Annotated in this window: 9 protein-coding genes; 2 read left to right on the top strand and 7 right to left on the bottom strand. The window is 51.8% G+C overall.

The window, feature by feature from the left end; all coding sequences use genetic code 11:
• Position 1 precedes the first annotated feature (1 nt).
• The 5 genes from H6F90_RS28395 to H6F90_RS28375 all read right to left on the bottom strand — a co-directional run bounded on the left by H6F90_RS28395 (position 2) and on the right by H6F90_RS28375 (position 6,328).
• Positions 2 to 1,033: an amino acid ABC transporter substrate-binding protein gene (locus tag H6F90_RS28395; protein ID WP_190555323.1), complete on the bottom strand. Its 1,032-nt coding sequence runs from the start codon at positions 1,031 to 1,033 to the stop codon at positions 2 to 4.
• Positions 1,034 to 1,224: 191 nt separating this feature from the next.
• Positions 1,225 to 1,449 (bottom strand): hypothetical protein, encoded by a 225-nt coding sequence (locus H6F90_RS28390; RefSeq protein ID WP_190555322.1) that lies wholly within the window; start codon positions 1,447 to 1,449, stop codon positions 1,225 to 1,227.
• Between the two features lie 132 nt (positions 1,450 to 1,581).
• Positions 1,582 to 4,053 (bottom strand): caspase family protein, encoded by a 2,472-nt coding sequence (locus tag H6F90_RS28385; RefSeq protein ID WP_190555321.1) that lies wholly within the window; start codon positions 4,051 to 4,053, stop codon positions 1,582 to 1,584.
• 181 nt (positions 4,054 to 4,234) lie between these two features.
• Positions 4,235 to 5,413, bottom strand: a complete 1,179-nt coding sequence (gene sat / locus H6F90_RS28380) for a sulfate adenylyltransferase (protein ID WP_190555320.1) — start codon at positions 5,411 to 5,413, stop codon at positions 4,235 to 4,237.
• A 180-nt stretch (positions 5,414 to 5,593) separates the two neighbouring features.
• On the bottom strand, positions 5,594 to 6,328 hold the full coding sequence (locus H6F90_RS28375; protein WP_190555319.1) for a TerC family protein: 735 nt from the start codon (positions 6,326 to 6,328) through the stop codon (positions 5,594 to 5,596).
• Between the two features lie 217 nt (positions 6,329 to 6,545).
• Between H6F90_RS28375 and H6F90_RS28370 the strand changes: the two genes are divergently transcribed.
• On the top strand, positions 6,546 to 7,667 hold the full coding sequence (locus tag H6F90_RS28370; protein WP_190555318.1) for a hypothetical protein: 1,122 nt from the start codon (positions 6,546 to 6,548) through the stop codon (positions 7,665 to 7,667).
• A gap of 98 nt (positions 7,668 to 7,765) precedes the next feature.
• Here H6F90_RS28370 and clpP read toward each other — a convergent pair whose 3' ends face one another.
• Positions 7,766 to 8,395, bottom strand: coding sequence for an ATP-dependent Clp endopeptidase proteolytic subunit ClpP (clpP, locus tag H6F90_RS28365; RefSeq protein WP_190555317.1), 630 nt, complete (start codon positions 8,393 to 8,395; stop codon positions 7,766 to 7,768).
• Positions 8,396 to 8,540: 145 nt separating this feature from the next.
• Between clpP and H6F90_RS28360 the strand changes: the two genes are divergently transcribed.
• Positions 8,541 to 10,616, top strand: a complete 2,076-nt coding sequence (locus H6F90_RS28360) for a thioredoxin domain-containing protein (protein ID WP_190555316.1) — start codon at positions 8,541 to 8,543, stop codon at positions 10,614 to 10,616.
• 151 nt (positions 10,617 to 10,767) lie between these two features.
• Here H6F90_RS28360 and H6F90_RS28355 read toward each other — a convergent pair whose 3' ends face one another.
• Positions 10,768 to 12,699 (bottom strand): penicillin-binding protein 2, encoded by a 1,932-nt coding sequence (locus tag H6F90_RS28355; protein ID WP_190555315.1) that lies wholly within the window; start codon positions 12,697 to 12,699, stop codon positions 10,768 to 10,770.
• Positions 12,700 to 12,715: the final 16 nt, after the last annotated feature.

Here is a 12,715-nt window from a genome sequence, read left to right as displayed (position 1 = left end):
CTTACCGGAATGGTGGAGCATAGAGCAGCCCCCCCTGATTCCACAATTGATTTTGGCCGCGTGGCAAATTTAGTTTCGTTTTTGGCCCCAAGTTGCGATCGTAAATCTCGCCGTAATTGCCCACATGCTTAATAATTCGCACCGTAAAGTCGTTGGGCAAGCCTGCACCTTCACCTAAGTTGCCTTCTGCTCCTAAAAAGCGACGCACTCCCGGATCTTTGCTGCTACTAGCGAGTTGCGTGACATTTTTGGAGTTAATCCCCATTTCTTCAGCATTAATCAAGGTGTAGATCGTCCAGCGCACCGCATCATTCCACTTAGCATCTCCCGCCGCTACAGCAGGAGCAAGGGGTTCCTTGGAAACTACGTCGGTCAAAATCACATGCTCTTCGGGCTTGGGTAAAGCGCTACGCCGAGAAAGCAACTGTGAGCGATCGGACGTCACTGCATCACAACGGCCTTCTTGGTAAGTGGCAAACACAATGTTGACATCTTCAAACACCACCGGAGTGTAGCTGATGTTGCGCTTCCGCATTTCATCTGCCAGATTTTGCTCGTTGGTGGTTCCGGTTTGGGTGCAAATAGAGCGGCCTTTCAGGTCAGCCAAGGATTTGATGCCACCATTTTGTTTCACCATCACCCCTTGCCCGTCATAAAACACTGTGGGGGCAAATTCTAGGCCGACGGAAGTATCCCGGCTCATTGTCCAGGTAGTGTTGCGGCTGAGCACATCTACTTCGCCCGTCTGAACGGCGGTAAAGCGTTCCTTAGCGTTGAGGTTACGGAATTCTACAGCCTCTGGGTTATCAAACAGAGCAGCGGCAATCGCTCGACACACATCTACATCGAGTCCGGAATACTTACCGTCTTGCCCTACAAAACTAAATCCTGGGAGTTCGCCACTGACACCACAGACGACATTACCCCGACTGATGATGGTGTCTAGTTGGCTTTGCCGCTGTTGTTGGCTACACCCTACTAGGGAAAGACCCATCAACACGGTTGTCACGATGAAAGAATGCCATTGACGCATAAATGCAGCTTTACTCTCTTTGAATAGGCTCCAAGGAGACAAGAGGTGCCACCAGAAATGCAAGGTACTACGTCTGGCTCTGGCCTCAAGCCTTCGATCGAGTTTTATCTTACAGGCTTCAAAGAGTCTATGGCTGACACTACGATACTAAGTTCCGCAATTACTACAGAGAGTTTCGAGAAGTTCAGCCATTAAGAATGAGGCACCAAGCGCTCTTCGGCCAAGTCACGGATAAGAGGCATTTTGGTGTGAATATAGGCATTCAACATGTTAGTTTCATCAGAATCTAGCGATCGCTGAGCTTTTAATTGCCGTAGCAGCCACTGGGCTAAGCTAGAATCGTCCAAATTTAGCAATATTTGAGCTTGAGCTGACTCAACCACCGCCCATAGCTGGCGTAGCATTAAAGGAGTCATACGTTCTCTTCCTTAATTGTCTTTTCACTTTTCAACCATATCTTGATCTGTAAATACCAAACTTCGGCCCACACAAGAAGACACAAGAGTTACAAAACACTTAATAAAGCGATTTATAAGTTGATTTGCTTTTCACAATTGCTTATTCGGTTTTTCGACCACTTGATATAAAAAGCTGAGCGTGGCCCAATGCCTAACATCTAGCGCCCACATGTCAGTGGGAATGCTCAACGTTTGCGTCGGCACTGCACTGGCTTGATGCAGATCTTGCCAGATAGCTTCAGCAATTTCTAAAGGATTAGCAGGGGCACCCAATCGCTGCACTTCACCCATGGGCCGCATTGCAGCTTCTAGAACCGCTAAAGTTTGAGTAAAAGGTGCATCGCTAAAAATCAGATGGGTTTCGGCAAAACCCGCTGGCCCTCTCACAATCCATTGCAGGGAGTTTTTCACTTGCGGCACGCTCAAGGTTTCCCCAGGCGCGATCGCTTCCTGCTTCAAACTAGATTTGGTTTCGCTCCCTTCTGTAGGAGTGGTGGCTTGGCTAGAGTAAAGCGCAATTAAGCTGCCGCTGCTGTCTAAACTTACGGCGACGAAATAAATGGGGCGATCGCTATAGTTGGAAACTTGGTAACGAATCTGGCTACCCATTGGTAAAGTAGGAACGCCTAACTCCGTAGGCGGGGTGGGAGTCACCCGGCTGCCTGAGGGGGTACCATTCGCCCGCAGCGTGGATCGGGTGAGGAGAATCGCAGGTTCAGGAGTGACGAGTTCTAAAGCTGCTTTAACACCCAAGTGCGAAGATGCTTCGTTGGCTGTTAGTCGCAAAAATTTGGCAGCTAAGCGCGTTTTCAGGTGAGGCAGGAGCCGCTGAATTGCTGACTTGACCGCTTCTCCACCTTCTCCCAAGCTGTTCGGAATTAACTCTCGACTGGCTGAAAACAAGCCATAGCTGCGCGGGGTGACACTGGATTCATTGCTGCGACTGCTGCTAGCCTCGGTTGTAGCCACCTCAGCCGTTGCTGTAGCTACAGTGGTAGGACGGACGGCTTCACTGACTCGCCCCAATAAGGTATCAGCAGGTTGCTCCCCTGCCGTAACCACGGTGATATAAGGTGAGGCAGAAAATGCGCTGGTCGCATCCACTCGTTCGATCCGCTCTAGCGTCGGGTCCAGAGCGATCGCTAAGTTAAGATGGCGCGGGATCACCCGGATGGTTTCTTGTAGCAGTTGCCCCACCTGAAGCTTGAGGCTCGCCGCCGCCTCACCCACTGTAGAAATGCGAGCTTTCGCAGTCAGGCCATTGCGAGCGTAAATCTGCACTTGTAGGGGTTGAGTGGTGATAGCAGTCTCCGAGGCGTTAGCAGTTTCAGAGATACCAGCGATCGCGTTTGACTCAATATTTGAAGAGGTAGCTGCCAAATCTGTATTGTTGGGCAGTGAGACCACGCTGAGCACAGAATTCAAACCGTAGGCTTCCAGACCCGGGTTAAACAACCCGCCGAGCCAAAGCTGACCTGATCTACTATCCTCATCCACGCTGATCACAATCCCTTGAGCTCCCAGGCGATCGCTGGGTGCTGTGTAGTAAGTGAGTAAAGCTTGCGATCGGCTTTGCAACCCCATCAAAGTGGGCTGCTCCTTGCCCACCCACTGAGCCACACTGGCGGTCGCGCGATTGAAGCTGACTTGAATAGTAGGAGCAGGAGCCGCCGACCAAAGATATTGAGTCAAGGCGTAGGTCAGTAAGCCAGCACTAAAGCCGCCCCACTGTGTTTCAAAGGCTGACTCTTGAGCAGAACCAGGAATTGTCGAACTAGCTAATTCGTCTAAACTAGCTGCGGCCAAAACCACCCCAGGAATCTGCCTAGAGCGTCGTTGCACGCCCACCTGCTCTCGCGATGCCTGGATGCGGCTCAGGAGTTGGTCTTGAAATGCCAATTCCTCTGGGCCGGGTTTGCCCAACTTAGGTTTGGGTCTAGCCCGCAGCCGCAAGTTTCCCTGTAAGGAACTGCCGGGGTAAAGATAGCTCGTATCTAAAATTGTGGTCACTCGGTCGGTTGCCAGCGATCGCAGCAGCAACAGCAGGGTTTCTTCTAGCAAGTCGTTGACAACACCCTCGGCATCATCGCTTGATAAAACACCATCGACTGGGACTAGGCTGCTTTGTAGGGCTTCAGCGGCACCCCCTAGCTGCACTCGACTACCATAGCCGCTGAAATGGAACACCACTACATCTCCTGGCCGTGCTTGCTCGGTTAGATGCTCTAGAAAGGCCGACTCAATGGCTTGGCGAGTGGCTTGGCGATCGCTCAGCGTCAGAATGTCGCGATCGCTAAACCCAAACCGATGGATGAGTAATTCGCGCTGCAACTCCACATCAGTTACACATCCCGCCAAGGCAGAGCTGCGAGTGGCAGTTCGGTGAAACATGCTGTCGGGATATTGGTTAATGCCCACCAGCAAAGCTAGTTTTCGGGTGGTGGGTGCGGCCAAGACTCGAGAGTAGCGATCGCTCAGGCGCAACAACCCTGCTTCACTCATGCCTAAGGCCGCCAAGGTCAAGCTAGCTTGTTGCAAAAAAGCTCGCCGCTTCAGTCCCATGCCTTTGCTTTCCCCTACGGCTATCTAGATCTGAAATTTCTAGGCACTCAACTCCGCAGCCTCGCGGTTAACGTTGGCTGTAGCTGAGAAAATCCAGCCTTAACGACTGCCAGTATAGACGAAAAATAGGGACGCACCGTTGTCCGCCCCTACACAGGATGTATAAATCGCTCTAAAAAACTTACGCTTCGACCAGGACTCGCATCGCTCGTGCTAGCTCAGCCGCCACTTCGGGACGAGAGAACTCTGGAGGTGGCAATTCACCGCGACGCAGCATTTCTCGAACTTTGGTGCCAGAGAGGTGAATTCGCTCGGCGGGGCTGCTGGGGCTGGTTTTAGTCGTAGCCATGCCCTGCGTGCGAGTGCAGTAGAAAGCATGCTCAAACTTCATGGGAGTGATGCCCAATTCACCAGGTTCAAACTCATCGAAGATATGCTGAGCGTCGTAGGTGCCGTAGTAGTCACCAACTCCAGCATGATCGCGACCCACAATAAAATGGGTGCAACCATAGTTCTTCCGCAGCAGAGCATGGAAAATTGCCTCGCGGGGGCCAGCATAACGCATAGCCGCTGGGTTGATTGCTAGAATCACCCGATCTTGAGGGTAGTAGTGCTCCAGAATAATTTCGTAGCAGCGCATCCGCACATCTGCGGCGATGTCATCTTCCTTGGTTGCGCCGACGAGGGGATGGAGAAATAGACCATCCACAGTTTCCATCGCGCACTTTTGAATATATTCGTGGGCCCGGTGGATGGGGTTACGGGTTTGGAACCCAACGATGGTTTTCCAACCCTTTTCCTTAAACATGGCCCGCGATGCAGCGGGGTCAATCTGATACTGGGGGAAAAGCGGATGAGACTGTCGTTGCAGCAACCAAACTGGACCTGCCAAATTAACTGGCCCTTGGTTGTAAACCACCTTCACGCCAGGATGCTTTTCGTCGTCGGTGCGGTAGACGTTGATCGCTTCGTGGGCTTTGTCGTATTGATACTTCTGCGTCAGCTCCAACACACCAATGAACTGCCCCTGAGGGTTGTCTAGGCGTACCAAACTGCCTTCTCTCAGAGGCTCTGCGACTGCTTCTGTGACAGACAGAGTCACTGGAATAGACCAAGGCAGCCCATTCGCAAGGCGCATGTTCTCGACCACATTGATGTAGTCTGCCTGTTCCATGAAACCAGTCAGAGGGCTAAAACCACCAATGGCAATCAATTCCAGATCAGAGGTGGCTCGCTCATCAAGCTGAACGCGAGGCAGAAGTTCCGCTTTGTCTAGAAAGGTTTGTTTTTGCTCTGGCGTAACGATGCGATTGATCAGTTGGCCGCCGTGGGGTGCAATGCCGTCTGAATGGTGACTCAAGGTAACTCCCTCTTTCTGATAGCGTGAACAGAAGATTGTTAATTTTTTCTAATTTTTATCCTACCTTTCCTCGGTACCTCTGTGGAAATTTAGGCAATTGTTATTCCGGCGATCGCGCATTCGTTCAACTCAACTTGGAGATGCAAGTTTAAAGCATTTTCAGCAGATTTCCATCCCAAGCTATTTCTTGGCTTCGCTGGGTTCACGCACTTCACTCAACTTGCTATTTGCTTCCACTTCTAGCTCCGCTCGCTCTGAAAATCCCCACAGGAACAGCAAGCCGATCAAAGAAACCATCAGCCACTCTGGCGGTACCAAACCATCATTAATTACTCGCAGCAGCAATCGCAGACCCACCAAAGCCACGGTGACGTAGCCTGCATCTTCCAGATGCGTAAATTCGTCTAACCAGCGAATAAACAAGCCAGCCATAAACCGCAGGGCAATCACCCCAATTAACCCGCCAGTAATCACCAACCAGGTTTCTTTAGAAATAGCGATCGCTGTGGTCACGCTATCTAAAGAGAAAGCTAAATCGGTGAAGGCAATCACCGGGATCGCTTGCCAGAGCGTGGCAAAGCGGGGGCCATGATGGGGATTGTCACTATCTTCTTGAGCGCTGAAGTACTGAAACACCAGCCACAACAGATAAGCCGCACCCGCCAGCTCGAATTGCCAGTACTTGGTTACCCAGGTTGCCGTCAGAATCAGAACAACCCGCAACACAAAGGCACAGACCAAACCCAGGTTAAGCGCTCGACGTTGCAGGGTACTCCCCTCTAGTCCTTGGGCGATCGCAGCTAGAGCGATCGCGTTATCTGCTGAGAGGACTGCTTCTAGCGCCACCAAGACTGGCAGGAGCAAGAGGGTATCGTACCCAAAGTTCATCGGAGTGTCTAACAAGTGGTCTAGCATTAACAGATTTTTGCAAAAGTGTGCAGTTAAGGATACTTGCGGCCAAAGCCAAGCTATTAAAACAGGTTATTAAGAATTATTGCTTATTCTTTTAGCTTAGCGCTTAACTCGATCTGCTGTCGTAATCCAGTTGGGTTAAAGATTTGGTTCCACCCACCACCCTCTATTCAGCCATCCCTCTGGCAGGTTACACTAAACCACCCAGACAGATCGGTGAATGGGTGCGATCGAAATCGCAAGTCAAAAGTTCTCCCAGAAAACCCCTGACGTTAATCAACCCACTCACTTAGTTTACCCAGATAAAGTTAAGGTGCAATTGAGGCAAACCACGCATAAAATGGACGTGTTTGGGGTTAATTTAGCCCTGCGATATCAGACTCCCGGTGCTGCGATGCATGACCCCAGGGATAAAAATGGAAGCGGTTCGGCAAATTCCCCACGCTTTGAACTTAGCCATGTTAATCAACCTAATGGTGCACCGCTAGTTGAGCAGCGTGGTCAGCCATTAGCCTTGGCCCAGTTTCAAGCTCGCTACCCGATGGGAAGTTTGACGGCTGACTTACTAGACATTCGCGGAGACAACTACATCGTCAAAGCCTCGGTTCAGGTGGGAGGCAATGTTTTAGCCACAGGAATGGCGGTAGCTACCAGCATTGAGGCGGCAGAAGACCGCGCCCGACTCCGTGCTTTAGAAGTGTTGGGCATCCAAGCGCCGCAGCCTCCACAACCAACTGCTTCTTCGGCTTATGAAGTGCAGGTTCAATTAATGACGAACCACCAAAGTGAAGCAGAGGTTTCGCCCCAAACTCGTTTAGCTAATGTAGGCAACCATCAAGAGGTTAAACAGCTTTCCGCCCAGCAACAAAGACCTTTATCTGTGGCAAGCACAGCACTGGAAATGCCGGCGATCGTTCCGGAACCTGCTTCCACCTTCTCAGGTGACTTTTCCGGTGAGCTATTCAATCACACCTACACTGACTCTTATACGGATATTGATATAGATACGGCGGCGATCGCTGAACCTGTAATTCCTAACCATTCGGAAGCCCAGCCTACAAGCCTGAATAATGGTCGCAATGGCAAGAGTGCGGTCAAAGCTCGTGAGGTAGTTCAAGAACCAGCACCCCGCGAGCCTAGCCGAGAACCGATGGATTTGTCGGAAGCGATCGCCCAAACCAGTGTGGAGATTAAGCGCTTGGGCTGGACTGACGTGCAAGGTCGCACCCATCTGCAACGGACCTATGGCAAGCGATCGCGCCAGCATTTGACCGATGAAGAGTTGTTGGAATTTCTGGAATACTTGCGATCGCAACCTTCCCCCAACGAATCTCCGTTTTGATTCCTAGTTGGCAGAAGCTTTGTAGGGGCGGATAGCCATCCGCTCAATGCAGCATTTAAGCCACAGCCAAAAGGCGTTGCGCCCCTACAGAGTCACTGTTAGTTCACCGCAGCGATCGGGCTTTGGGCAGAAGGGCGACGCTCGATTACTTGGTCAATCAAGCCGTACTCTTTGGACTCTTGCGCTGACATAAAGAAGTCACGCTCGGTGTCTTCCATGATCTTTTCTAGGGGTTGTCCGGTGTGCTCGGCTAGCATTTCGTTCAGGCGTTGCTTGTGGTAGAGAATTTCCTTAGCCTGAATTTCGATGTCAGTGGCTTGACCTTGAGCACCACCGAGGGGTTGGTGAATCATGATCCGGGAGTGGGGGAGGCTGACCCGCTTACCCTTGGTGCCTGCACTGAGGAGAAACGCGCCCATACTAGCAGCCAAGCCCAGACAGATGGTAGAAACATCGGCCCGGATGTGCTTGATGGTGTCGTAAATGCCCATACCAGCAGTAACGGAACCACCGGGGGAGTTGACGTAGAGGTAAATGTCTTTTTCTGGGTCTTCTGCGTCCAACAGGAGCAACTGAGCCACGATTAGGTTGGCAACATCAGAGTCGATGGCAGTGCCCAAGAAGATGATCCGATCCCGTAGTAGCCGAGAGTAGATGTCAAAGGCGCGATCGCCACGTCCAGAGGGTTCAATAACGGTAGGAATCATGCAGTTTGCCTGTCCACGCATTTTTTCCCATTCTACCGATTCAACTGATTTTGGTGGGGTTACGGTCGGTTTAAGCGGGCGATCGCCCGCAGGGTACAGCCCGTCTCAGCTTGGGCGCGATAAACTGTCGAAGGTATGCCCCTACTGAGTTCTAGAATCATCCCCTATGACCAATCGCCTGGCTCAAGCGCAAAGCCTCTACTTGCGGAAACATGCTGAGAACCCGATTGATTGGTGGCCTTGGTGTGATGAAGCCTTGGAAACAGCAAGGCGAGGCAACAAACCCATCTTTTTGTCGGTTGGTTACTCCAGTTGCCACTGGTGCACCGTCATGGAAGGAGAAGCCTTTTCGGACCAGGCGATCGCGGACTACATGAATGTGAATTTCTTGCCGATCAAGGTCGATCGCGAGGAACGCCCAGACCTCGACAGCATCTATATGCAAACGGTGCAGATGATGACTGGGCAAGGCGGCTGGCCCCTAAATGTGTTTCTGGCTCCCGACGACCTCATCCCCTTTTATGGTGGCACCTACTTCCCCCTCGAAGCGCGCTATGGACGACCGGGATTTATGCAAGTGTTGCAAGCGATCCGTCGTTACTACGACCACGAACCGGAGAAGGTGCGATCGCTCAAAGAAGAACTATTGGGGCATCTGCAAAGTTCTGCCTTGTTGAATCCAGGGCAAGAATTGAATGACGAGTTATTGCAGCAAGGTTTGGAGTACAACACAGGTGTCCTCACTTCGGAGGGACACGGCCCCAGCTTCCCAATGATTCCTTATGCGGATATGGCACTGCACGCCGTGCGGTTTCAAGACCACTTGAAGTACGACGCCACCGAAAGTTGCACCAAGCGCGGTTTGAACTTAGCTCTCGGTGGGATTTATGACCATGTCGGGGGTGGCTTCCATCGCTACACCGTGGACCCCACATGGACTGTACCTCACTTTGAAAAGATGCTCTACGACAACGGGCAAATCGTGGAATATTTGGCGAATTTATGGAGTGCGGGGATGCACGAGCCTGCCTTTGAACGGGCGATCGCGGGCACAGTGCAATGGTTGAAGCGAGAAATGACCGCACCTCAAGGTTACTTCTATGCGGCTCAGGATGCCGATAGCTTTACTACCCCAGATGAGGTGGAACCCGAAGAAGGCGCGTTCTATGTGTGGAGCTACAACGAACTAGAACAACTCCTGAGCGCGGAGGAACTTGCTGAACTAACTCAGCAGTTTACCGTGACACGCAACGGGAACTTCGAGGGCCAGAATGTGTTGCAGCGTCGCCAACCCGGAGCACTAAGCGACACGGTAGAAGCCGCTCTCGTCAAACTGTTTCAAGTACGCTACGGAGCCGATCCGCGATCGCTCACCACCTTTCGGCCCGCCCGCAATAACCAGGAAGCCAAAATCCAGGACTGGCCCGGTCGAATTCCTGCGGTCACCGATACCAAGATGATCGCCGCTTGGAACAGCTTGATGATTTCAGGATTAGCGCGTGCAGCCACGGTGTTTAATCAACCCGAATATTTGCAACTGGCAACTCAGGCAGCCAATTTTATTCGCCAACAGCAATGGGCCGAAGGACGCTTCCATCGCCTCAACTACGACGGGCAACCTCATGTCCCTGCTCAAGCGGAGGACTATGCCCTCTTTATCAAGGCGTTGCTAGACCTCCATCAAGCGCATCTCAGTGAGGCAACACCAAGCCATGATCCTCAGGGTTGGTTAGAAGCTGCTGTGCAAGTGCAGCAAGAATTTGATGATCGCCTCTGGAGTAGCGAACTAGGTGGCTATTACAACACAGCCAGCGATGCCAGCCAAGACCTGTTGGTGCGAGAGCGCAGTTACGCCGACAATGCTACGCCTGCGGCCAACGGTATGGCGATCGCTAACCTGATTCGCCTCGCGCTATTAACTGAAAACTTGACGTATCTGGATCGGGCTGAGCAAGGACTACAAGCCTTTAGCAGCATTATGGAAAGTGCTCCTCAAGCTTGCCCCAGTTTGTTTGTCGCCCTCGACTGGTACCGCAACCAAACCTTAGTGCGAACCACAAGCGATCGGCTGGATCAGCTTGCCCTCCAGTATCTACCCACAGCCGTTTATCTACCGGAAGCCAATTTACCCGCAGCCACCATTGGCTTGGTGTGTCAGGGGTTGAGTTGCAAAGAGCCTGCAACCAGCTTCGAGCAACTTTGGGAACAACTCCAGCAAAGCCAAATGCGAACCACAGTTTAATCCGTAAAAGGTGACTCAGATCAGGGGCGATCGCTGTGTGGAGAGCTTACAAACTCCCGCTTACAGAAAGAGCAAGCACTCCCACAGCGCCCTTCCCAACGAAGAAAACACTATGCTCTGAAGTGCCAAGGTAAGGCTACAAAACCTCTGACTAGCGAGTTGGTTGCGGCGGGATAGCGGGACTGGGAGGAGTAGGCGTGTTCCAGGCGGGAGGAGTGGCTGGCGATGTTGGCGCGCTCGGTGTATTCCAAGGCTGATTCGCCACAGGCTGACTGGGCGGAATCCGTTCAATGGTAATCAAGGCTTCCATCACTGCTTTTACGATAGGCGCTGCCACCGTCGAGCCAAAAGCATCATCCCCCTGCGGTTCATCGATCACAGCTACAACCACATAGCGTGGGGCTTCGACGGGAAAAATGCCTACAAAGCTAGTGATTTTAGCGTACTCATGATAGCCACCGTTTGGATTCGCTTTTTGCGCGGTTCCTGTCTTACCTGCAATGCGATAACCAGGAATCTGAGCAGATTTACCCGTGCCCTGAGCCACTACCGACTCCATCATGGCTAGTACCGATCGCGTCGTTTGGGGCGAGAAGATTTGCTGCGGTGGAGGTAAAGAGGGTTGCCAATAAGGTTGTCCATCCGTGTTGAACAAGCCACGCACTAGGTGAGGAGTGACTAATTTGCCACCGTTAGCCAAGGCTCCGTGTAGCTGTACTAACTGGATGGGAGTGAGAGAAAATCCTTGACCAAAAGAAGTCGTGGCTGGCTCAATCGGTGAGCTAACAAACTGCGATCGCTTCTTCAGAGATCCCGCAATTTCAAACGGTAAATCAATGCCAACGGTTTGTCCCAAACCTAAGCGCTGCAACCAGCTATAGTAAACATCCGGTGGCATCTGCTGCACAATATGCACCATGCCCACGTTGCTGGAGTGTTGCAGAATTTGCGCGATCGACAGTGGCCCTCTTGCTCCCACATAGTCGAAGTCATAGTCCGCGATCGGCCAACCATCCACATAAATTTGGCCTTCGTCATTAAATACACTGTTGGGTTGAATCGCCCCTGATTCTAAGGCGATCGCCACATTCAACGGTTTGAAGGTAGACCCAGGTTCGTACAGGTCGGTCAGCGCCCAGTTCTTAAACAGCTCTACATTGAACTTGAAGTACTGGTTGGGGTCATAGGAAGGCTCAGAGACAAACGAGAGTAAAGAGCCATCCCGCGCATCCATGACAATGACGCTGCCCCGCTTGCCATTAAACTGCTTGATTTGCTGCTGAAGCGCAAACCGAGCGGCACGCTGCAAGCGACTATCTAGAGTAAGTTGCAGCCGCAGATCATCAACATGGAGAAAACCGCCAGGGACTTGGTCAGGAATTAAAGCTCCGCTCCCAGTGCGGCTAAGGCGAACAGCTTGGACAGAGCGCTCCAATAATTTTTGCTGACTATATTCCACCCCCGCTTGACCCTTGCGATCGAGATTGACATAGCCAACCACATCAGCAAATAAGTTCTGTTGCGGATAGAGCCGCTGCTGGTGACGAATCATCTCAACGCCATCAATCTGCAAATCTTTAATCTGATCGGCGATATCTTCAGTCAGGGAGTACTCTACCTGGATGCCGCTATCAGCTCGATTGAATTGTTGAATTAATTTAGCCGTCGATCGCTTGAGTAAAGGAGACAACTTGGCAGCGATCGCCTCTTTGGTCTCACTAAATAAGCGGGGATGGGCGTAGAGCGTGTAAACCGGTTGGTCGATCGCTAAGACATTACCACCGCGATCCACAATGGGACGACGAGGCACAAAGGGCCGCAAATAAATCATTTGTTGATCTTGCGCCCGAACCTTCAGCTTCTCAGCCTCAACCACCTGGAGGCGAAATAGATTTGCGACTAACCCCAAGCCACCCGTCATCAACACAATCCACACCAGCACCAAACGCCAGGGAGACGGCTGGGCATGAATAGGGGGAAGAGGACCTAAAGCACCTACTTCATTTTGCCAAGACTCATCTACCGCTTTCAAAGGGCGAGCTTGAGGAGAGTTGGGGGTGGAAGGAGGAACAGAAGAGGCCATAAATCCAACACATTAG

Source organism: Trichocoleus sp. FACHB-591 (assembly GCF_014695845.1).
GTDB lineage: Bacteria > Cyanobacteriota > Cyanobacteriia > FACHB-46 > FACHB-46 > Trichocoleus.
The sequence above is the reverse complement of the archived record's forward strand: the minus strand, read 5'-3'. Positions and strand labels throughout refer to the sequence as shown.